Source organism: Pseudomonas sp. N-137 (assembly GCF_034555295.1).
GTDB lineage: Bacteria > Pseudomonadota > Gammaproteobacteria > Pseudomonadales > Pseudomonadaceae > Aquipseudomonas > Aquipseudomonas rhizophila.
The window spans coordinates 126,128-145,323 of the sequence record NZ_JAXUDQ010000030.1; the positions used below are offsets into that span (position 1 = coordinate 126,128).

At 61.7% G+C, this 19,196-nt stretch carries 19 protein-coding genes; 9 read left to right on the forward strand and 10 right to left on the reverse strand.

The window, feature by feature from the left end; all coding sequences use genetic code 11:
* Positions 1 to 152 precede the first annotated feature (152 nt).
* From T3A99_RS21590 to T3A99_RS21605, 4 genes are read left to right on the forward strand one after another with little or no spacing between them, the layout of a single operon-like run.
* A complete protein-coding gene (locus T3A99_RS21590) occupies positions 153 to 461 on the forward strand; it encodes a hypothetical protein (RefSeq protein ID WP_107321560.1) in 309 nt (102 codons plus the stop codon).
* A complete protein-coding gene (locus T3A99_RS21595) occupies positions 461 to 1,321 on the forward strand; it encodes a DUF72 domain-containing protein (protein ID WP_107321561.1) in 861 nt (286 codons plus the stop codon). The genes T3A99_RS21590 and T3A99_RS21595 overlap by 1 nt, the downstream gene beginning before the upstream one ends.
* 31 nt (positions 1,322 to 1,352) lie before the next feature.
* The gene (locus tag T3A99_RS21600; protein ID WP_160891638.1) at positions 1,353 to 2,174 is read left to right on the forward strand and encodes an isocitrate lyase/PEP mutase family protein; all 822 of its coding nucleotides are present in this window, start codon (positions 1,353 to 1,355) and stop codon (positions 2,172 to 2,174) included.
* A 16-nt stretch (positions 2,175 to 2,190) separates the two neighbouring features.
* Entirely contained in the window at positions 2,191 to 2,889 is a 699-nt protein-coding gene (locus T3A99_RS21605; RefSeq protein ID WP_274090891.1) for an extensin family protein, read from the forward strand.
* Between the two features lies 1 nt (position 2,890).
* Here the strand turns inward: T3A99_RS21605 and T3A99_RS21610 are convergent, their stop codons facing one another.
* On the reverse strand, positions 2,891 to 3,511 hold the full coding sequence (locus T3A99_RS21610) for an energy transducer TonB (protein WP_107321564.1): 621 nt from the start codon (positions 3,509 to 3,511) through the stop codon (positions 2,891 to 2,893).
* 108 nt (positions 3,512 to 3,619) lie between these two features.
* Here T3A99_RS21610 and T3A99_RS21615 point away from each other — a divergent pair, with 108 nt between their 5' ends.
* Entirely contained in the window at positions 3,620 to 4,402 is a 783-nt protein-coding gene (locus tag T3A99_RS21615; RefSeq protein ID WP_047227542.1) for a class I SAM-dependent methyltransferase, read from the forward strand.
* 120 nt (positions 4,403 to 4,522) lie between these two features.
* On the opposite strand, the gene T3A99_RS21620 is transcribed toward T3A99_RS21615, so the two are convergent.
* Positions 4,523 to 5,167 carry a TetR/AcrR family transcriptional regulator gene (locus tag T3A99_RS21620; RefSeq protein ID WP_047227543.1) on the reverse strand — a complete coding sequence of 215 codons (645 nt, stop codon included), beginning with the start codon at positions 5,165 to 5,167 and terminating at the stop codon, positions 4,523 to 4,525.
* A gap of 94 nt (positions 5,168 to 5,261) precedes the next feature.
* Between T3A99_RS21620 and T3A99_RS21625 the strand changes: the two genes are divergently transcribed.
* Both T3A99_RS21625 and T3A99_RS21630 read left to right on the forward strand, forming a co-directional pair.
* On the forward strand, positions 5,262 to 6,362 hold the full coding sequence (locus T3A99_RS21625; protein WP_047227544.1) for an efflux RND transporter periplasmic adaptor subunit: 1,101 nt from the start codon (positions 5,262 to 5,264) through the stop codon (positions 6,360 to 6,362).
* Positions 6,363 to 6,368: 6 nt separating this feature from the next.
* Positions 6,369 to 9,434 carry an efflux RND transporter permease subunit gene (locus T3A99_RS21630; protein WP_076386200.1) on the forward strand — a complete coding sequence of 1,022 codons (3,066 nt, stop codon included), beginning with the start codon at positions 6,369 to 6,371 and terminating at the stop codon, positions 9,432 to 9,434.
* Between the two features lie 135 nt (positions 9,435 to 9,569).
* Here the strand turns inward: T3A99_RS21630 and T3A99_RS21635 are convergent, their stop codons facing one another.
* Genes T3A99_RS21635 through plsB form a run of 3 tightly spaced genes read right to left on the reverse strand, consistent with a single transcriptional unit; the run spans position 9,570 to position 13,243 of the window.
* Positions 9,570 to 10,259, reverse strand: coding sequence for a DUF4197 domain-containing protein (locus tag T3A99_RS21635; protein ID WP_076386199.1), 690 nt, complete (start codon positions 10,257 to 10,259; stop codon positions 9,570 to 9,572).
* Between the two features lie 32 nt (positions 10,260 to 10,291).
* Positions 10,292 to 10,690: a YbaY family lipoprotein gene (locus T3A99_RS21640; RefSeq protein ID WP_047227547.1), complete on the reverse strand. Its 399-nt coding sequence runs from the start codon at positions 10,688 to 10,690 to the stop codon at positions 10,292 to 10,294.
* Positions 10,691 to 10,741: 51 nt separating this feature from the next.
* Positions 10,742 to 13,243, reverse strand: a complete 2,502-nt coding sequence (gene plsB, locus T3A99_RS21645) for a glycerol-3-phosphate 1-O-acyltransferase PlsB (RefSeq protein WP_047227548.1) — start codon at positions 13,241 to 13,243, stop codon at positions 10,742 to 10,744.
* Positions 13,244 to 13,469: 226 nt separating this feature from the next.
* Between plsB and T3A99_RS21650 the strand changes: the two genes are divergently transcribed.
* Positions 13,470 to 13,679 carry a cold-shock protein gene (locus tag T3A99_RS21650; RefSeq protein WP_003184959.1) on the forward strand — a complete coding sequence of 70 codons (210 nt, stop codon included), beginning with the start codon at positions 13,470 to 13,472 and terminating at the stop codon, positions 13,677 to 13,679.
* A 177-nt stretch (positions 13,680 to 13,856) separates the two neighbouring features.
* On the opposite strand, the gene T3A99_RS21655 is transcribed toward T3A99_RS21650, so the two are convergent.
* The 3 genes from T3A99_RS21655 to dapE form a co-directional block, all read right to left on the reverse strand.
* Positions 13,857 to 14,234 (reverse strand): hypothetical protein, encoded by a 378-nt coding sequence (locus T3A99_RS21655; RefSeq protein ID WP_047227549.1) that lies wholly within the window; start codon positions 14,232 to 14,234, stop codon positions 13,857 to 13,859.
* A gap of 82 nt (positions 14,235 to 14,316) precedes the next feature.
* The gene (locus T3A99_RS21660; RefSeq protein WP_047227550.1) at positions 14,317 to 15,126 is read right to left on the reverse strand and encodes a putative RNA methyltransferase; all 810 of its coding nucleotides are present in this window, start codon (positions 15,124 to 15,126) and stop codon (positions 14,317 to 14,319) included.
* Positions 15,126 to 16,277, reverse strand: coding sequence for a succinyl-diaminopimelate desuccinylase (gene dapE, locus T3A99_RS21665; protein WP_047227551.1), 1,152 nt, complete (start codon positions 16,275 to 16,277; stop codon positions 15,126 to 15,128). The genes T3A99_RS21660 and dapE overlap by 1 nt, the downstream gene beginning before the upstream one ends.
* A 376-nt stretch (positions 16,278 to 16,653) precedes the next feature.
* Here dapE and tcdA point away from each other — a divergent pair, with 376 nt between their 5' ends.
* Positions 16,654 to 17,466: a tRNA cyclic N6-threonylcarbamoyladenosine(37) synthase TcdA gene (gene tcdA / locus T3A99_RS21670; protein WP_003198205.1), complete on the forward strand. Its 813-nt coding sequence runs from the start codon at positions 16,654 to 16,656 to the stop codon at positions 17,464 to 17,466.
* A 117-nt stretch (positions 17,467 to 17,583) separates the two neighbouring features.
* Here the strand turns inward: tcdA and T3A99_RS21675 are convergent, their stop codons facing one another.
* Complete coding sequence (locus tag T3A99_RS21675) at positions 17,584 to 17,988, reverse strand: SufE family protein (RefSeq protein ID WP_188251272.1); 405 nt, start codon at positions 17,986 to 17,988, stop codon at positions 17,584 to 17,586.
* Positions 17,985 to 19,190: a cysteine desulfurase gene (locus T3A99_RS21680; RefSeq protein ID WP_322834792.1), complete on the reverse strand. Its 1,206-nt coding sequence runs from the start codon at positions 19,188 to 19,190 to the stop codon at positions 17,985 to 17,987. Before T3A99_RS21680 ends, T3A99_RS21675 begins: the two co-directional genes overlap by 4 nt.
* Positions 19,191 to 19,196 lie beyond the last annotated feature (6 nt).

Sequence of the window (19,196 nt, forward strand, 5' to 3'; positions counted from 1 at the left end):
TCCCCCAAAAGTCACGCCCAATATTACCAGTCGTCATTTTTTCGAGCCGGTTTTAAACCTTTTTGACTTTATGTGCTCTAGTTATCACTTGCGCATTTGCGCGGCTGTGAAAGTGCCGCTAAATTGCCATCATTGATACCGAGCATTCTGTTATGCGTATAGACGGCGTTTCATCCCAGTCCTACCCCATCAAACGCAGGCCTCGTGCAGGCAAAGCTGCTGCGGATGAGTCCTTCGATGACGTCGATGGCGAACTGGAATTTCCGTCCGAAGAGCAACTGGCCGCCCGCGCTGCCAAAGCCTCGGCGCAACGCCTGAGCAATCTTCCGGCCCGTCAGCAAGACATGCTGTATCACCGCGCCATGAGCCGCAGTGTATCCGTGGCCCTGGCCAGCTACCTGAGCACTGCCGGTTTTGTTGACTGGGATATGGAAGTGCTGGGACTCGACCTCTACATCTGATGGGGTTGCCTTACTACCTGGGCTGCCCGTCCTGGAGCGAAAACGCCTGGCGCGATTATCTTTATCCGCAAGACGCCAAAAGCTCCGATTTCCTGAACCTCTATTCTCAAGTGTTCAATGCCGTGGAAGGCAATACGACCTTCTACGCCAGCCCCTCTGCAGCCATCGTTCAGCGCTGGGCGCAGACCATGCCCGAGCAGTTTCGCTTCACCGCCAAGTTGCCCGGTGAGATCAGCCACAATGGCGATTTGCGTGAGCACCTGACGGCCATCGAAACCTTCGTGCAATTGCTCAGCCCCCTGGGCGAACGGGTTTCACCGTTCTGGTTGCAGCTACCCAAGGCCTTTACCCCGAATCGCTTGCCGGAGCTGGCGGGCTTCATCGATGCTTTTGAGCGACCCTTGGCCGTGGAGGTCCGTCACGGTGACTTCTTTGCCAAAGGCGATGCCGAACGACAGCTCAACCGCCTGCTCCTTGATCGCGGGGTAGAACGCATCTGTCTGGATCCCCGGGCATTGTTCAGTTGCACCTCGACCGATCCTGCCGTGCTCCATGCTCAATCGAAGAAACCGCGCGTACCGCCCCGGCCGACCGCGTTCACCCACTGCCCGCAGGTGCGTTTCATCGGCCATCCAGTGCTGGAGGCCAACGAACCGTTCCTGACCCCCTGGGTGGAAAAAATCGCCGGGTGGATCGAAGAGGGGCGCACGCCTTATATCTTTCTGCACACCGCCGACAACGTGCTGGCGGCCAAACTCGCGCAACACTTTCATCGCCGATTGATGAGCCGTTTGCCTGGCTTGCCGGCCCTGCCTGAGCTATACAGAGAGCCCGCCGCCGAGCAACTGGGTTTGCTCTGAGGCAAAATTTCTCTGCCCAGGAGTGATTTCCATGGATGCGCAAACCCGTCGAGCCCAGGCCTTCAAAGCCTTGCATGAACGCGAAGGCGCGTTCGTCATTCCCAACCCGTGGGACGCCGGTTCGGCAAAGATGCTTGCCAGTCTCGGCTTCGAGGCCCTGGCCACCACCAGTGCCGGTTACGCTTTTTCCCTGGGACGGCCCGATGGTGCGGCGGGGCTGGATGACACCCTGGCCAATGTCCGGGCGATTGTGGCGGCCACTGACTTGCCAGTGGCGGTCGATCTGGAGAACGGCTTCGCCGATGCCCCCGAGGCGTGCGCCAGCAGCCTGATCCGCGCGGCGCAGGCCGGCGCGGTGGGTGGCTCGATCGAAGATGCCACAGGGCGCGAAGACAGCCCGATCTATGGCTTCGAGCATGCCGTGGCGCGGGTTAAAGCTGCGGCTGACGCGGTGCGCAGTCTGCCGTATCCCTTTGTGCTGACCGCCCGGGCGGAGAATTTTCTGCACGGCAAGCCCGACCTGGATGACACCATTGCCCGCCTGAAGGCGTTCGCCGATGCCGGTGCCGACGTGCTGTATGCCCCAGGCTTGAGCTCGGCCGAGCAGGTGCTGGCGGTGGTCCGGGCGGTGGCGCCGAAACCGGTGAATGTGTTGATGTCCGGGGCGCTGGACCTGACGGTTGCGCAGCTGAGCGAGATGGGCGTCAAGCGCATCAGTGTCGGGTCCGCGCTGGCCCTGGCGGCGTATGGCGAGTTTTTCCGCGCCGCCGAGGAAATCCGCGAACAGGGCTCGTTCACCTTCACCCGTCGTTCGATGCCCTTCAACCAGGCCAACCAATTATTCAAGGGTTGAGGCCCGAGGCATTGTCGTGCGGGTTTTGAAAGGTTTTACGCTATTGGTGCTGGTTGTTGGCGTCGCAGTCCTGGGGGTATGGCGCGGTTGGCTGTCGGTGCCGGCACAATGGAATCCCTGGGCGCCCCTGGACGTCAATGCGCCGCCGAACCTGCTGACCCGTTACAAACTCATGGCCCTGCGCAACGATCCGCAGTTATGCGACCAGGCGCTCGCGACCTCGGGGCTGCGGGCCACTCGCCAGGCCGACAGCAGTCCCCAGGCCAGTTGCCCGCTGAGCAATGTGCTGAGGGTGCAGGGCGGCGAGGTGGCGTTGAGCAGCAGCTTCCTGGCCAGTTGCCCGCTGGCGGTGGCGTTCGCCTTGTTTGAACGGCATGCGCTGCAGCCGGCGGCGCAGGCGACCTATGGGCAGAAAGTGGTGCAGGTCGATCATCTGGGCAGTTTCGCCTGTCGCAATATGTACGGTCGGGAGAGCGGGGCGCGCAGCCAGCATGCCACGGCCAGTGCGCTGGATATCGCCGGGTTTCGCCTGGCGGACGGCCGTCGTGTGAACGTGCTCAAGGACTGGCCGAAGGACAACACCCACGCCCAATTCCTGCGCCAGGTGCGCGACGGTGCCTGTGACGTGTTCAATGTGGTCTTGAGTCCGGATTACAACGCGGCGCACCGCAACCATTTTCATCTGGATGTCGGGCCGTGGTGGATTTGCCGTTGATTCAGGCGGCGATGCGCAGGTTCTGCAACACGATCGGGCGTGCCCAGCGGGTATCGAAGTCCAGTTGCTTCTGCTGTGCCACCAGTTCCTCTTCCGGGAACGGCGGGAACGGCTTGTCCAGCAGGTCCAGTTCGAATTCGGCAATCGGCAGGTGCAGTGGACGTGGCTGAGGCGCAGGTCCCGGTTCTGGCAGCGGTTGGCCGGCGGCAAGCACCAGAGGGCGAACCCAGTTGCTTTCGAAGGTCTGCTGTTTTTGCTGGGTGGCGATTTCTTCCGGCGGGAACGGCGGGAAGGGTTTGTCCAGCAGGTCGAGTTCAAATTCAGCGATTGGCAGGAACAGCGGCTCAGGCGGTTTGACTTGGGTTTCTGTCACTTGGCAGTTGCGCTGGCTGACAATGTGCTCGAGCAATTCGGCGCCGAGGGTCGGTTCAACAGCCTCATCGAGGGCAACTGGCTGGTAGCTGCCAGGCGCCGGTGCGTTATCACCCAGTTGATCGGCCAGGGCCCGGGCAAAAAAATCCTGCCACAGGTGACTGACGCCGCTCAGGGCTTGGGTGTTGCGCAGGCTGTAATCGCCGTAAGGGGAGATGACGCCTATCGATGTGGATTGAATGTCTGACATTTTTCTCGGTCGACGCTCAGCTCTGGCAAAATGCCGTTCACCGTTGTTATCGGCCGTTTTTGCCGATCCTTAATTTTTTGAGCATGTTTCCAAGAATGAACAACTTCCATGAGTGATCAACCCGCGGCCTGCCGCATCCATGTTGAGGCCCTGGCCCCGGCCTTCCAGCCGCAGGCCGAGCACTGGGCACAGCGCCTTGACCTGCCGTTGCAGGTGGACGATGGCGAGTTTGCCTTGCAGGTCGGTGAGCAGGGGTTGCAATTGCAGCAACTGGGGCCGGATGCGCCGGGACCGGTGCGGGTGGACTTCGTCGAAGGCGGCGCGGCCCATCGCCGCTTGTACGGCGGCGGTAGCGGCCAGATGATCGCCAAGGCCGTGGGTGTGGCCCAGGGCGTACGTCCGCGTGTGCTGGATGCCACGGCCGGGTTGGGCAAGGATGCGTTTGTGCTGGCCAGCCTGGGCTGTGAAATGAGCCTGATCGAGCGCCAGCCGCTGATCGGCGCATTGCTTGAGGATGGCCTGGCCCGAGGCGCGGAGGACTTCGACGTGGCGCCGATCGTCGCCCGCATGCGGTTGCTCAAGGGCAATTCCATCGAGGTGATGCGCAACTGGCAAGGCGAGCCGCCCCAGGTGATCTACCTGGACCCGATGTTCCCTCATCGTGAGAAAACGGCCCTGGTGAAGAAGGAAATGCGCCTGTTCCGGCCGCTGGTGGGCGACGACCTGGACGCTCCGGCGTTGTTGGCCGCGGCCCTGGCCCTGGCGACTCACCGCGTCGTGGTCAAGCGCCCGCGCAAGGCACCGTGCATCGAAGGGCCAAAACCCAGCCACGGGCTCGAGGGTAAATCCAGCCGCTACGACATCTACCCCAAGAAGGCGCTCAAGGCCTGAGACCGCGTCGCCTCCATCGCGAGCAGGCTCGCTCCCACAGATGTGTGTTGTGTTAACTACACCTTACCCTGTGGGAGCGAGCCTGCTCACGATGAGGCCCGCCCAGCCGGCGAGAATCTATCAGATGATCTGCGGCCGATAAGCCCGCATAAACAACCCCACCACTTCCTCGACATGAGCCTCGGCCGCTGCGGCTTCCAACGGTGCGCCGCAGCCATACAGCAAGCGGAAATTCGCCGCACCCTTGATGAGGCAGAAGAAGTGTTCCGCCGCATTGCGCGGTTTGTCGATGCTCAGGGCGCCGCTCTGGTTGACCTTGTTCAGCAGCCTTTCCATGCCTGAGAGCATCCGTTGCGGGCCTGCTTCGAAGAAGATCGTCGACAGCTGCGGGTCCTGACTGCCCAAGGCCATGATCAACCGATGCAGGTTCACCGATTCGTCGCTGTTGATCAGTTGGTGAAAACCACGGGCAATGTTCAGCAACACATGTTCGATCGGCACGCCGTCAGGCCATTCGAAGAAAAGCGGCGGCACTTGCTCTTCACACTTGGCCACAACGGCAGCGGAAAACAGCGTTTCCTTGTCGTTGAAGTGGCTGTAGACCGTCAGCTTCGACACACCGGCCTCGGTGGCGACCGCGTCCATGCTGGTGTTGGCATACCCCAGGCTGACGAAGAGTTTTTTTGCCGCGTCGAGAATGGCCTGGCGCTTGGCCAGATCCTTCGGACGGCCTGGGCCGTTGGGAGGTGAAAGATTGTTCGACATTATTCGCTTTTAATACTGGACTGGTGAGTTTGCTATTAATAACATACTCGTCAGTATAATTATTCCAAGCACCATTAGCGAAAGGTCACTCGCCATGTTCCGCTATGCCTTGCCCCTCGCCCTGCCAGTGAGCCTGGTTTTTTTATTGTCTGCGTGTGGTCAGGACGAACCCGTGTCCCTTGCCGTGCGCCCCGCCATGGTGGTGCAGCCAGAGCCTTCGGGCCAGGCGATGGAAAGTTATCCGGGTGAAGTCAGGGCGCGATTCGAGCCAGACCTGGCCTTTCGCATCGGCGGCAAAGTAAGCCGACGACTGGTCGAAGAGGGCCAGCGAGTCAAGGCCAACCAGCCCCTGGCCGAGCTCGATCCCCAGGACGTGCGCCTGCAGCTGGAAGCCACCCGTGCCCAAGTCGCCGCCGCCGAAGCCAACCTGAACCTGGTGCGCGCTGAACGTGATCGCTACAAAACCTTGATGGAGCGGCAGATGGTCAGCCGCTCCCAGTACGACAACGCAGAAAACCTCTACCGCTCCGGTGCCGCGCGGCTCAAGCAGATCAAGGCTGAATTCGATGTCGCCAGCAACCAGGCCAGTTACTCGGTGCTGCGTGCGCCTCAGGATGGCGTGGTTGCCCGGCGTTCCGTGGAGGTCGGGCAGGTGGTGTCGGCCGGTCAAACGGTCTTCACCCTCGCCACTGACGGCGAGCGTGAAGTGCTGATCAGCCTGCCGGAGCAGGGCTTTGGCCGGTTCAAGATTGGTCAGCCGGTCTCGGTGGAGCTATGGAGCCAGCCCGATCAGCGTTTCAGCGGACGCATCCGCGAACTGTCGCCAGCCGCCGATCCCAGATCCCGCACCTTCGCCGCTCGCGTTGCCTTCACCGCCGGCAGTGTTCCGGCTGAGTTGGGCCAGAGTGCCCGAGTGTTTATCCAGACCGGCGACCAGGTGTCGCTGTCGGTGCCGCTGTCTGCACTCACCGCCGAGAACGGCGCCACTTACGTGTGGGTAGTCAACGGCAATAACACCCTGAAAAAAGTCCCGGTGCGCGTCGGCCCGTTTGGCGAAAAGACCGTTCCGGTGCTTGAAGGGCTGAGCCCCAATGACTGGGTCGTCGCAGCCGGTGTGCACGTGCTCCTCGACGGCCAGCAGGTGCGGCCGGTGGATCGCTCCAACCGCGTGGTCAATCTGGCGGCCAAGGAGTAATCCCCGATGGGCTTCAATCTTTCCGAATGGGCGCTGCGTAACCGCCAGATCGTCCTGTTCCTGATGTTGCTGCTGGCAATCGTCGGCGCGCTTTCCTACACCAAGCTCGGCCAGAGCGAAGACCCGCCGTTTACCTTCAAGGCCATGGTCATTCGCACCAACTGGCCGGGGGCTACGGCCGAGGAGGTTTCTCGCCAGGTCACCGAACGCATCGAAAAGAAACTGATGGAAACCGGCGATTACGAAAGAATCGTCTCGTTCTCCCGCCCGGGCGAATCCCAGGTGACGTTCATGGCTCGCGATTCCCTGCATTCGGCGCAGATTCCCGAGTTGTGGTACCAGATCCGCAAGAAGGTCAGTGACATCCGTCACACCTTGCCGCCGGGCATCCAGGGGCCGTTTTTCAACGATGAGTTCGGCACCACCTTCGGCAATATCTATGCGCTGACTGGCGATGGTTTTGACTACGGCGTGCTCAAGGATTACGCCGATCGCATCCAGATCCAACTGCAACGGGTCAAGGATGTGGGCAAGGTTGAACTGCTGGGTTTGCAGGACGAGAAAATCTGGATCGAACTGTCGAACGTTAAGCTGGCGACCCTCGGCGTGCCGCTGGCGGCAGTCCAGCAGGCGTTGGAAGAGCAGAACGCAATATCGACCGCAGGTTTTTTCGAAACCGGCAGCGAGCGAGTCCAACTAAGGGTATCGGGAAATTTTCAGACAGTAGAAGAGATCCGCGACTTTCCCATTCGTGTCGCTGATCGCACGTTCCGTATCGGCGATGTCGCGGATGTGCATCGCGGTTTCAACGATCCGCCAGCCCCGCGCATGCGCTTCATGGCCGAAGATGCCATTGGTCTGGCCGTGGCGATGAAGGACGGCGGCGACATTCTGATTCTGGGCAAGGCCCTGGAGGCGGAGTTTGCCCGTATCCAGAACAACCTGCCGGCCGGCATGCAATTGCGTAAGGTCTCGGACCAGCCGGCGGCGGTGAAAACCGGTGTTGGCGAGTTCGTCCAGGTGCTGGTGGAGGCCCTGACGATCGTGTTGCTGGTGAGCTTCTTCTCCCTCGGGCTGCGAACCGGGATGGTGGTCGCCCTGGCGATTCCGCTGGTGCTGGCGATGACCTTCGCCGCGATGTATTACCTGGGCATCGGCCTGCACAAGATTTCCCTTGGCGCGCTGGTGTTGGCGTTGGGTCTGCTGGTGGATGACGCGATCATCGCGGTCGAGATGATGGCGATCAAAATGGAGCAGGGCTTCGACCGGATCAAGGCCGCCAGCTATGCCTGGACCAGCACCGCATTCCCGATGCTCACCGGTACGCTGATCACCGCTGCGGGTTTCCTGCCGATCGCCACGGCGCAGTCAGGCACCGGTGAGTACACCCGTTCGATTTTCCAGGTCGTTACCCTGGCGCTGCTGGCCTCCTGGGTGGCCGCGGTGGTGTTCGTGCCGTACCTGGGTGAGAAACTGTTGCCGGACCTGGCGAAAATTCATGCCGCCAAACACGGCACCGCTGATGGCCAGTTCAACCCCTACGGCACGCCGTTCTACCAGCGTGTCCGGCGCTTGGTGGAGTGGTGCGTGCGGCGGCGCAAAACCGTCATCGTGCTGACTGTGCTGTTATTTGTGGGCTCGGTGGCACTGTTCCGTTTCGTGCCACAACAGTTCTTCCCGGCCTCGGGGCGACTTGAGCTGATGGTCGACCTGAAGCTGGCCGAAGGCGCGTCCCTGAGCAACACCGCCGAGCAGGTCAAGCGCCTTGAAGCGCTGCTCAAGGACCACGCGGGCATCGACAACTACGTGGCTTATGTCGGCACCGGTTCACCGCGTTTCTACCTGCCGCTGGATCAACAACTGCCGGCACCCAGCTTCGCCCAGTTCGTGGTGCTGGCCAAGACCATCGAAGACCGCGAGCCCCTGCGCAGCTGGTTGATCACCACGTTGAACGAGCAGTTCCCGGCCCTGCGCTCGCGGGTCACGCGCCTGGAAAATGGCCCGCCAGTGGGTTATCCGGTGCAGTTTCGCGTGACCGGTGAGCACATCGAACAAGTCCGGGCCCTGGCGCGGAAAGTGGCGACCAAGGTTCGTGAAAATCCCTACGTGGCCAATGTGCATCTGGATTGGGAAGAGCCGAGCAAGGTGGTGTACCTGAACGTCGATCAGGACCGCGCCCGAGCGTTGGGCGTGAGTACGGCTAACCTGTCGAGCTTTTTGCGCAGTTCCCTCACCGGCTCCAGCGTCAGCCAATACCGGGAAGACAACGAACTGATCGAGATTCTGCTGCGCGGCACGGTGCATGAGCGCACCGAATTGTCCCTGCTGCCGAGCCTGGCGGTGCCGACCGACAATGGCACAAGCGTTGCGCTGTCACAGATCGCGACGCTGGAATACGGCTTCGAAGAAGGCGTTATCTGGCACCGCAATCGCCTGCCAAGTGTGACCGTGCGGGCTGATATCTATGGCAAGGAACAACCGGCGACCCTGGTGCAGCAGATCTTCCCGACCCTGGCCCCGATTCGTGCCGAGCTGCCGGACGGTTATCTGCTGGAAGTGGGCGGTACGGTAGAGGATGCCGCCCGTGGCCAGCAATCGGTGAACGCCGGCGTGCCGCTGTTCATCGTCGTGGTGCTGACGTTGCTGATGCTGCAACTGCGCAGTTTTTCCCGCACGGCCATGGTGTTTCTCACCGCGCCCCTGGGGCTGATCGGTGTCACGCTGTTCCTGCTGGTGTTCCGCCAGCCGTTCGGTTTCGTTGCCATGTTGGGCACCATCGCCTTGTCGGGGATGATCATGCGCAACTCGGTGATTCTGGTGGACCAGATCGAACAGGACATCAAGGCGGGGCTCGCCCCGTGGCAGGCGATCATCGAAGCCACTGTGCGACGGTTCCGCCCGATTGTGCTCACCGCGCTGGCGGCGGTGCTGGCGATGATTCCGCTGTCACGCAGCCTGTTCTTTGGCCCGATGGCGGTGGCGATCATGGGCGGGCTGATCGTGGCGACGGCGTTGACGCTGTTGTTCCTGCCGGCGTTGTATGCGGCGTGGTTCAGGGTCAAGAAGACCTGACACGATCCTGATAGCACTGAAGATCAAATGTGGGAGCGAGCCTGCTCGCGATGGCGGAATATCAGTCAACACAGATGTTATGGCTGATACCGCTATCGCGAGCAGGCTCGCTCCCACAGTGTTTTTGCGCTGAACTCAGAGCGTACCAAACACCTTCTTGGCCAAACTGCTCGCCGCCGCCGCAGGGTTCTGGCGGATGGTGGCTTCCTGTTTGCCGATCATCTCGAACAAACCGTCCAGCGCTTGTTCGGTCACGTAGTTTTCGATGTTGGCGCTTTTGGCGTCCAGCACGCCGAAGGTCGCCGCTTGGCCTGCGAACGTGTTGTATTTCTGCGCCAGGCCGACCTTGTCGGTGGCTTGCTTGACGATGGGCAGGAACTTGGCGCGGATCTGCTCGCGGCTGCTCTTGTTCAGGTACTGCGTGGCGGAATCGTTGCCGCCGCTCAGGATCCCCTTGGCATCGCTCACACTCATGTTCTTCACGGCATTGACCAGGATCGGCTGGGCCTGGACCACAGCGGCTTCAGCGGCCTGGTTCATGCTGGCTTCCAGTTGTTCGACCTGATCGCCCATGCCAAAGGCTTTCATCTTGCTGGCGACTTTACCGAGCTTGCCCGGCAGTTCGATCTTTACCTCGGGATTGTTGCTGAAGCCACCGGGTGTGCCCAACTGCTTGACGGCTACTTGGGCGCCCTGGGTCAGTGCGTCCTTGAGGCCGCCGGTGGCGTCCTTCTGCGAGAGGTCGGCCAGGGACAGGGCCATGGTGTTGGCGCAGAACAACAGGCCGGCGCACAGGCTGGTGAAACGGAGCGTAGAGCGGAGCATGGCAGCTTCCTTGAAAAAATTAGAAAGAGAAATCAGCGGGCGGCGTTGACGCGGATCTTCAGCGGCTGTGGATCTTTGCCATCGAGCTGCACGGTGTGTTGTTCGGTGGTGATGAACATCAACTGGCCGTCCACTTCAATGCGCGCGCTCACGGCATAGCGATGGCCGGGTTTGACCTGGGCCGGATCATAGCTGAGGTGAAACGGCAGCGGGACCTGGCCCTTGACCGGACCGCTCTGTTCATCGAGCACCACCGCGGGGGCGTCGGCCAGGGACACATCCTGCAGGCTCACGCTTAAGACAGCGGTGGGCGGCAGGGCGATGCGCTGCAGGTAGAACACTTCACCGTCGAGACTGTTTTTGCTCGCCAGCGGTGCGCTGGAGCAGGCACTGAGTAACGTGGCAACGGCGACGAGAAGAAGCTTTTTCATTGGGGGCATTTCCATATTGAGGGCGCCAGAGAGAACCTGGCGCCTGTGGGGTCAGTCCGCAACCACCGGGATGACCTGATCTGCCGCATCTTCACTGCGATGCAACGCCACCTGACGGATCGACAAACGGATCTCCGCCGGCAGGACCCGCTTGGCCGCACCTTCGGCCAGTTCACCCAGCAGCTCGTGATAGCTTAGCTTGCCCGCTTCGTCCCGGCGCAGTACGTCCAGGTCCAGCATTGTCTGGATGAAATGCCGGAACAGGCTCTTGTCGAAGAATTCCGGTGCGTTCAAGCCGTGCAGGATCGACAGGCGCTGGGCCATGACCGTGCAGAGGTCTTCCAGTTCTTCGGCGCTGATGCTGTTCTGGCCGCTGTTGAGCAGCAGGGAGACGGTCATGTAGAAGCGCTGCAAGGTCTGCGCGATGCTCTTGGACAACAGGGTCAGCAGCACGAAATGCCGCGAACTTGGGGCCGGGCGCAGGTACAGGTCTTTTTCGAAACGCAGCAGCCCTTGTTCGACGAACGCTTCGAGCCATTGGTCGACCACGGCGTCCAGTTCTTCCAGTGACCAGCGAATGAACAGCTCCGATTGCAGGTAGGGGTACAAGGCGCGGGTGTAGCGCAGGATCTGTTCGCGGCTCATGCGCGAAGTGCTTTGGAAGAAACTCGCCAGCAACGCCGGCAGGGCAAAGATGTGCAGCACGTTGTTGCGGTAGTAGGTCATCAGGACGGCATTCTGCTCGTCCAGATACAGAATCTTGCCCAGGGCATCGCTCTGTTCCGACAGCAGGTGCATGCCTTTGACGTGCTCGATCAGCGCTCGACCATCGCCCTCGGGCAAGGTGGTGTGAGGCGAGTACGGCACTTTGCGCAACAACGCCAGGTACAGGTCCAGCACCCGGGCCATGGCACGGTCGTCCAGGGCCAGGCGGCTGGTGGACAGCAGCGCCAGGGCGACCAGGTTGACCGGGTTGATGGCCGCCGCTTCGTTCAGGTGCCGGGCCACCCGCTCGCCGAGGCGGTGGGTGGTTGCGTTGAGCCAGGCCGGTTTGAATTGCGGGCCCAGCTCCTGTTGGCGCCAGCCTGGCTGTTCGCCGTCGAGAAACTCCGCCAGTTTGATCGGCTCACCGAAGTTCACCGCTACTTGGCCGAAGCGCTGCTTGAGGGCACCGATGACCTTGAAAATGTCGAAGATCGATTCTTTCTTCTTGCTCGCCCCACGCAGTTCACCCAGGTAGGTGCGGCCTTCCAGGACGCGCTCATAGCCGATGTAGACCGGCACGAACACGATGGGCATGCGCGATGAGCGCAGGAAGCTGCGCAAGGTGATGGCGAGCATGCCGGTTTTGGGTTGCAGCATGCGTCCGGTGCGCGAGCGACCGCCCTCGACGAAATACTCCACCGGAAAGCCTTTGGTGAACAGCGTGTGCAGGTACTCGTTGAACACCGCGGTATAGAGCGGGTTGCCCTTGAAGGTGCGACGCATGAAAAACGCCCCGCCCCGACGCAGCAGACCGCCGATCACCGGCATGTTGAGGTTGATGCCGGCGGCGATGTGCGGCGGGGTCAGGCCGTTGCGAAACAGCAGGTACGACAGCAGCAGGTAGTCGATATGGCTGCGGTGGCACGGCACGTAGATGACTTCGTGGCCCTGGGCGACCTTCTGCACGCCTTCGATGTGGTTGACCTTGATGCCGTCGTAGATCTTGTTCCAGAACCAGCTCAGCACCACTTCCAGGAAACGGATCGCGGTGTAGGTGTAGTCCGAGGCGATTTCGTTGCCGTAACGCAGCGCTTGGGCCTTGGCTTTTTCCGGGGTGATTTTTTCCCGCTCGGCCTCGTCGGCAATCGCCTGTTTGACCAGCGGCTGGTTCAGCAGCCCCTTGACCAGATTGCGTCGGTGGGAAATGTCCGGGCCAATGACTGCCGCTTTCAAGTTGCGAAAATGTATCCGCAGGATCCGCTGGGCCATGCGCACGGTGCGTTCGTGGCCCTTGTCGTGCTCGATCAGTTCGCGCAAATGGATCGGCGCGGAAAACTGCACGCGGGTCTTGCGCCCCAGGATCATGATGCTCAGCAAGCGCCGCAGCCGGCCAGTGACGGCCCAGCTGTCGGCGAACAACAGTTTCCACGGGCTGGATTCGCTGTCGGGCGACTGCCCCCAGAACACGCTGACCGGGATGATTTGTGCGTCTTCGGCGGCGTTGTGGGTCAGGGCATTGACCAGTCGCGTCAGGGTCGGCGGCGCGCCGCGTTTGTCCTGCCGGCCGAGCCAGTCCGGCTCCGGAGTCAGGTAGAAAAACGCCGCCGGTTCCAACAGGTTGCCCACGGACACCGGCAGTACCGGGCGGGGCAGGCCAGCCTTGGTGCACTCGGTGTCGAGCACCGCCAGGTCGGTGAGCGAAGGGTTTTGCAGGACGTAGAACACCGGACGACTGCGGTCGAGGTTGAGGGTGAAGGACGACTGATTGATCGTCTCGGAGCGAACCCAGAGGTACAACAGTCGGCGCAGGGTGCCAAACACAAGACGGCGGAACGGGGAACGGGTCATACGGCTTCTGCATGAGTGGATAAGATAAAGCGGCGGCTAGTGTGCCGGATTCGTCGAAAATCGGCAAAAAAGCGCCGAAGTAAAGTCAGTTGAGAGTTTTTACGTCTGTCATATACTCGGGCAGCTGACTGCCTCTGCCTTCCTCGTGGACGGCCGGACGGCGGCGAAGATCGTACGGCTTTCTATCGAAAGGCCGACTTAAAAATAAAAATGGGAGTGAGCAATCATGGCAGCACGCGAAACCGGCAATGTGAAGTGGTTCAACGACGCCAAAGGCTACGGCTTCATCCAGCGTGAAGGCGGGGCGGATGTATTCGTGCATTACCGCGCGATCCGTGGCGAAGGCCATCGTTCTCTGACTGAAGGCCAGCAGGTCGAGTACGCGGTGGTGGAAGGGCAGAAGGGCTTGCAGGCTGAGGATGTGGTGGGGTTGTAACCCGCATTCACTGGCGACACAAAACCCCTTGTGGGAGCGAGCCTGCTCGCGATAGCGGTGTGTCAGTCACTTCTAATCTGGCTGATCTACCGCTATCGCGAGCAGGCTCGCTCCCACATGGGTTGTGCTTTTACCTTTGTATCTGCGGCGGGCATCGCGAGGGTGGCCCTCAGATAGTCACGCCGTCTTCCAGGTAATCTCTTCTTCCCCATCGGCGCTGATGCGAATCCAGCGATCCGCCGACTCTTCACCTTCTTCCTCCACCCACGACCCAGGTGCGCAGCGCACTTCGACGTTCAGCGCGGCAAAGGCTGCACGGGCGCAGGCGATGTCGTCTTCCCACGGGGTCTGGTCGCTTTCCAGGTACAGGCTGTTCCATTTACCCACAGCCTTGGGTAGCCAGGTCACCGGGATATCGCCGGCCTTGCACTTGTAGGTTTGGCCTTTCTGGACCCAGTCGCTGCACGGGCCCAGGGCCTGGCCGAGCCACGCGGCAATGGCCTTGTGATCGACGTCGGCGTCTTTGAGGTAAATCTCGATATCGGGTTGGCGCATGGATGTCCTCACTGCGGTCTTGAAAAATCCATTCGCGGATTTAACTGGCCTCTGGCGGTTGCCCGAGGCCGGGAATTAAAAGTTATTGAAGAACGAAATAATCGTAGCGCATCGACACCGTGACCTCGAACGGCTCGGCCTGCTCGATCACGCTGGCGCGGCGTTCGGCACTGGCGCGCCAGCCGTGGGGCGTCATCGCCAACAGGTTGGCGCGGTCCTGGCCACTTATGAGTGTGAGCTTGAACTCGAGGGTTTCGCTGTGATCGAGCACCATGCCCGACGGCACCAGGGCCAGGTGTTTGTCATCCGTGTACTGGCGCACTTCGTCGTACAGTCGCTCGCGCAATTCCATCAGGTGGCCGCTGGTCGGGCCGACCTTCATCAGGCCGCCACCGGGGCTGAGCAGGCGTTTGGCCTCCTGCCAGTCCAGCGGGCTGAACACGCTGGCCAGAAACTGGCAGCAGCCGTCCGCCAGCGGTACGCGGGCCATGCTGGCGATCAACCAGGTCAGCCGTGGATCGCGTTTGCAGGCGCGTTTGACCGCCTCGCGGGAAATGTCCAGGGCGTAGCCATCGGCATCCGGCAAGGCGTCGGCGATCTGCGCGGTGTAGTAACCCTCGCCACAGCCGATGTCCAGCCAGCGACCGGGCGCGCGCTCGGCGGCCAGTTCGGCCAGGCGCCGGGCGACAGGGGCGTAATGCCCGGCGTTGAGGAAGTCGCGGCGGGCTTCGACCATCGCCTGGTTGTCGCCGGGATCGCGGCTGTTCTTGTGCTGCACCGGCAGCAGGTTCAGGTAACCCTGCCGCGCGCGGTCGAAGCGATGGCCGGCCGGGCACACCACGCCGTTGTCCACCGCGTTCAGCGGTTCACTGCAGATCGGGCAGGCGAGCATCAGGCGAGCAACTTGATCAGCGTCTTGTAGTAGATCTCGGTCAGTACGTCGAGATCGGCCGCCAGCACGCGCTCGTTGACCTGGTGGATGGTCGCGTTGACCGGCCCCAGTTCCACCACTTGGGTGCCCATGGTGGCGATGAAGCGGCCATCGGAGGTGCCACCGCTGGTGGAGGCTTTTGTCTCGCGACCGGTGACATCCTTGATGCTCGAAGACACGGCATCCAGCAACGCGCCTGGTTCGGTGAGGAATGGCAGGCCCGACAACGCCCAATCGATGTGCCAGTCCAGTTGATGCTTGTCGAGGATATCGGCGACGCGTTTTTGCAAGCCTTCGACGGTGGACTCGGTAGAGAAGCGGAAGTTGAACACCGCCACCAGGTCGCCAGGGATCACGTTGGTCGCGCCAGTGCCGGCGTTGAGGTTGGAAATCTGGAAACTGGTGGGCGGGAAGAAGTCGTTGCCGTGGTCCCAATGCTCGGCGGCCAACTCTGCCAGGGCCGGCGCGGCCAGATGGATGGGGTTCTTCGCCAGGTGCGGATAGGCCACGTGGCCTTGCTTGCCGCGCACCGTCAGTTTGGCGCCGAGGGAGCCGCGGCGGCCGTTCTTGACCACGTCACCCACCAGGGTGGTGCTCGACGGCTCGCCGACGATGCACCAGTCCAGGCGTTCCTGGCGGGCCTTGAGGCGCTCGACCACGGCCTTGGTGCCGTGGTGGGCCGGGCCTTCTTCGTCGCTGGTGATCAGAAAGGTGATCGAGCCCTTGTGGTCCGGGTAGTCGGCGACAAACCTTTCCGCTGCCACCACCATCGCCGCCAGGCTGCCTTTCATGTCTGCCGCGCCACGGCCACAGAGCATGCCGTGTTCATCGATGACCGCATCGAACGGGTCGAGCTGCCAGGCCTGCACCGGACCGGTCGGCACCACGTCGGTGTGCCCGGCGAAACACAGCACCGGGCCGTCATGCTTGCCATGGCTGGCCCAGAAGTTATCCACATCCTCGATGCGCATCGGTTCGAGCGTAAAGCCCGCGCTGCCCAGGCGCTGCATCATCAGTTTCTGGCAATCGGCATCCACCGGCGTCACGGACGGACGGCGGATCAGGTCGCAGGCGAGTTGCAGGGTCGGCGAGAGGTCGGCGTGGGCCGTCATGGAAAACTCCGAAAGCTGGAAAGGAGATCACAGTCCATGTGGGAGCGGGCTTGCTCGCGAAGCTTTTAGCGTCAGTGATGACGCCTTCGCGAGCAAGCCCGCTCCCACAGGTCCTGAGTTCGACCGTTGGATTGTATTCGGTCGAGGCTTACAAAATGGCGGTTATCTTATAGCAAAACGACCCCGGTGGGCCCCTGGTGCTGGTCAGTTGGACCACGAAACCTGTGGGAGCGAGCTTGCTCGCGATGCGGTGGATCAGTCGACATTGATATTGACTGGACCGATGCCATCGCGAGCAGGCTCGCTCCCACAGAGGTTTTGCTTAAATTGCTACGACAAAGCCCTATAATGCGCGCCGGTTTTTGGGGTAATGGTCATGAGTACAGAAGATCCACGGTTTGCCGGTATCGCCCGTTTGTATGGCATCGAAGGCCTGGAGCGCCTGCGGGCGGCCCATGTGGCGATTGTCGGGGTGGGCGGTGTTGGTTCCTGGGCGGCGGAAGCCATCGCCCGGTGCGGCGTGGGCGAGATTTCGCTGTTCGACCTGGATGATGTCTGCGTCAGCAATGCCAACCGCCAACTGCACGCCCTGGACAGCACCGTCGGCAAACCCAAGGTCGAGGTGATGGCCGAGCGCCTGCGCGGCATCAACCCCGACTGCACGGTGCATGCCGTGGCGGATTTCGTCACCCGCGACACCATGGCCGAATACATCACGCCGAACATCGACTGCGTGATCGACTGTATCGACAGCGTCAACGCCAAGGCGGCGCTGATCGCCTGGTGCAAACGCCGCAAGATCCAGATCATCACCACCGGCGGCGCGGGTGGGCAGATCGACCCGACGTTGATCCAGGTGTGCGACCTGAACCGCACGTTCAATGATCCGCTGGCCTCGAAAGTGCGTTCTACCTTGCGCCGCGATTACGGTTTTTCCCGTACCGTGACCCGCCATTACAGCGTGCCCTGCGTGTTCTCCACCGAGCAACTGCGCTACCCGAAACCGGACGGCAGCATTTGCTTGCAGAAGAGCTTTGTCGGCGATGGCGTCAAGCTCGACTGTGCTGGCGGGTTTGGTGCGGTGATGATGGTCACGGCGACGTTCGGCATGGTCGCGGCGACCAAGGCTGTGGATAAGATTGTGGCGGGTGTGCGGCGGCCGGCGGACCGGGTTAAGCCTCAGGTTTGAGCACTGGGGCTGATGGCCTCATCGCGAGCAGGCTCGCTCCCACATTGGATCTCATGGAACACAAGTTTTGTGTACGACACGGATCCCCTGTGGGAGCGAGCCTGCTCGCGATGGCGATCATTCAGTCAACTCAAGCATCCGCTTCAACACCGCATTCAAACCATTGCTGCGCGACGGCGACAACTGCCGCGACAATCCCAACTGATTGAACCAATCCGGCAAATCCACCTGTTGCAACTCGTCAGCCGACAAGCCGTTGACCCGCGCCAGCAGCAACGCCACCAGCCCACGAATCAACCGCGCATCGCTGCTGGCGGCAAACTGCCAATGTCCGTCCTGCAGCCGTCCCACCAACCACACCTGACTTTCACAACCATGGACGAGATTGGCGTCGCACTTATCCGCATCGCTCAAGGGCGGCAGGCGCTCGCCCCATTGCATCAGCAGCCGGGCGCGTTGCTCCCAGCTCGATGCGTCCTGGAAAATCTGCAGCGCCTCGGCGGCCTCGAACGGCAGGCTCATCGGAGCAGCTCCAAGGCCTGGTCCAGGGCTTCGAAGAAGCGTTCGATATCGGCGGAGTCGTTGTACAGCGCCAGCGACACGCGAATCGCCCCCGACAGCTTCAGATGTTTGAACAGCGGCATGGCGCAGTGATGCCCGGCGCGTACAGCGATGCCTTGTTCGGTCAGCAAGTGGGCCACGTCGGCGTTGTGCACGCCTTCGACCACGAAGCTGACCAGGGCCACGCTCGGATTGCCCACCAGGCGGACGCCATTGCGCGCCAGCAGCCCGTGAAGCAGGTAGTCATGCAGTGCAGTTTCATGGTCGCTGACTGCCTGCGGGTCGAGGCCGGACAGGTAGTCGAGGGTCGCGCCCAGGCCGATCACACTGGCAATCGGCGGCGTGCCGGCTTCGAAGCCCAGTGGCGCCGGACGGAACGTGGCGCTGTGGTAGTCGGCCTGTTGCACCATCTCGCCGCCGAACTGCCAATGACGCAGTTGATGAAGCGCTTCGGTGCGGCCGAACAACACGCCCAGTCCTTCGGTGCCATAGAGCTTGTGGCTGGAAAATACATAAAAGTCGCAGCCCAGTGCCTCCACATCGTGACGGCCATGAACCACACCCTGGGCGCCATCGATCACCGTCAGCGCGCCTTGGACCTTGGCCAGGGCCAATAGCGCTGGCAAGGGCTGCCAGGTGCCCAGCACGTTGGACAGCTGGCTCACCGCCAGCAGGCGCGTACGTGGGCCGATCAGTTCGGCGGCGGCGCTGATATCGATCACCCCGTCGGCACCCAGCGGCAACACCACCAGCGTCAGCGCACGACGCTCGGCCAGTTGTTGCCACGGCAGCAGGTTGGCGTGGTGTTCCAGGGCACTGATGACGATTTCATCGCCCGGATTGAAAAGATGTTCCAGCCCATAGGCCAGAAGATTCAGCGCCGAAGTGGCGCCATGGGTGAAGACGATTTGCCCGCAATCCCCGGCATTGAGCCATTGCGACACTTTGAGTCGGCTGTCTTCGAATGCCTGGGTCGCATGGGCGCCCGGCAGATGCTGTGCGCGGTGCACGTTGGCCGCGCCATTGGCGTAGTAATGCGCCAGGGCGTCCAGCAGGGCTTGGGGTTTTTGCGTGGTGGCGGCATTGTCCAGGTAGGTCTGGCCTTGCCGTTGCAAGGCGGCGATGGCCGGGAAATCGGCGCGCCAGGGAGAGGGAATCAACATGCTTTC

What these genes read in the sequence shown, in the direction of transcription:
- T3A99_RS21610 (WP_107321564.1), bottom strand. Translation starts at nt 3,511, where the DNA reads ATGTCAGACATTCAATCCACATCGATAGGCGTCATCTCCCCTTACGGC.
- T3A99_RS21650 (WP_003184959.1), top strand. Translation starts at nt 13,470, where the DNA reads ATGGCAGCACGCGAAACCGGCAATGTGAAGTGGTTCAACGACGCCAAA.
- T3A99_RS21675 (WP_188251272.1), bottom strand. Translation starts at nt 17,988, where the DNA reads ATGAGCCTGCCGTTCGAGGCCGCCGAGGCGCTGCAGATTTTCCAGGAC.
- T3A99_RS21655 (WP_047227549.1), bottom strand. Translation starts at nt 14,234, where the DNA reads ATGCGCCAACCCGATATCGAGATTTACCTCAAAGACGCCGACGTCGAT.
- plsB (WP_047227548.1), bottom strand. Translation starts at nt 13,243, where the DNA reads ATGACCCGTTCCCCGTTCCGCCGTCTTGTGTTTGGCACCCTGCGCCGA.
- T3A99_RS21635 (WP_076386199.1), bottom strand. Translation starts at nt 10,259, where the DNA reads ATGCTCCGCTCTACGCTCCGTTTCACCAGCCTGTGCGCCGGCCTGTTG.
- T3A99_RS21680 (WP_322834792.1), bottom strand. Translation starts at nt 19,190, where the DNA reads ATGTTGATTCCCTCTCCCTGGCGCGCCGATTTCCCGGCCATCGCCGCC.
- T3A99_RS21615 (WP_047227542.1), top strand. Translation starts at nt 3,620, where the DNA reads ATGAGTGATCAACCCGCGGCCTGCCGCATCCATGTTGAGGCCCTGGCC.
- T3A99_RS21625 (WP_047227544.1), top strand. Translation starts at nt 5,262, where the DNA reads ATGTTCCGCTATGCCTTGCCCCTCGCCCTGCCAGTGAGCCTGGTTTTT.
- T3A99_RS21640 (WP_047227547.1), bottom strand. Translation starts at nt 10,690, where the DNA reads ATGAAAAAGCTTCTTCTCGTCGCCGTTGCCACGTTACTCAGTGCCTGC.
- T3A99_RS21595 (WP_107321561.1), top strand. Translation starts at nt 461, where the DNA reads ATGGGGTTGCCTTACTACCTGGGCTGCCCGTCCTGGAGCGAAAACGCC.
- T3A99_RS21590 (WP_107321560.1), top strand. Translation starts at nt 153, where the DNA reads ATGCGTATAGACGGCGTTTCATCCCAGTCCTACCCCATCAAACGCAGG.
- T3A99_RS21620 (WP_047227543.1), bottom strand. Translation starts at nt 5,167, where the DNA reads ATGTCGAACAATCTTTCACCTCCCAACGGCCCAGGCCGTCCGAAGGAT.
- T3A99_RS21660 (WP_047227550.1), bottom strand. Translation starts at nt 15,126, where the DNA reads ATGCTCGCCTGCCCGATCTGCAGTGAACCGCTGAACGCGGTGGACAAC.
- T3A99_RS21600 (WP_160891638.1), top strand. Translation starts at nt 1,353, where the DNA reads ATGGATGCGCAAACCCGTCGAGCCCAGGCCTTCAAAGCCTTGCATGAA.
- dapE (WP_047227551.1), bottom strand. Translation starts at nt 16,277, where the DNA reads ATGACGGCCCACGCCGACCTCTCGCCGACCCTGCAACTCGCCTGCGAC.
- tcdA (WP_003198205.1), top strand. Translation starts at nt 16,654, where the DNA reads ATGAGTACAGAAGATCCACGGTTTGCCGGTATCGCCCGTTTGTATGGC.
- T3A99_RS21630 (WP_076386200.1), top strand. Translation starts at nt 6,369, where the DNA reads ATGGGCTTCAATCTTTCCGAATGGGCGCTGCGTAACCGCCAGATCGTC.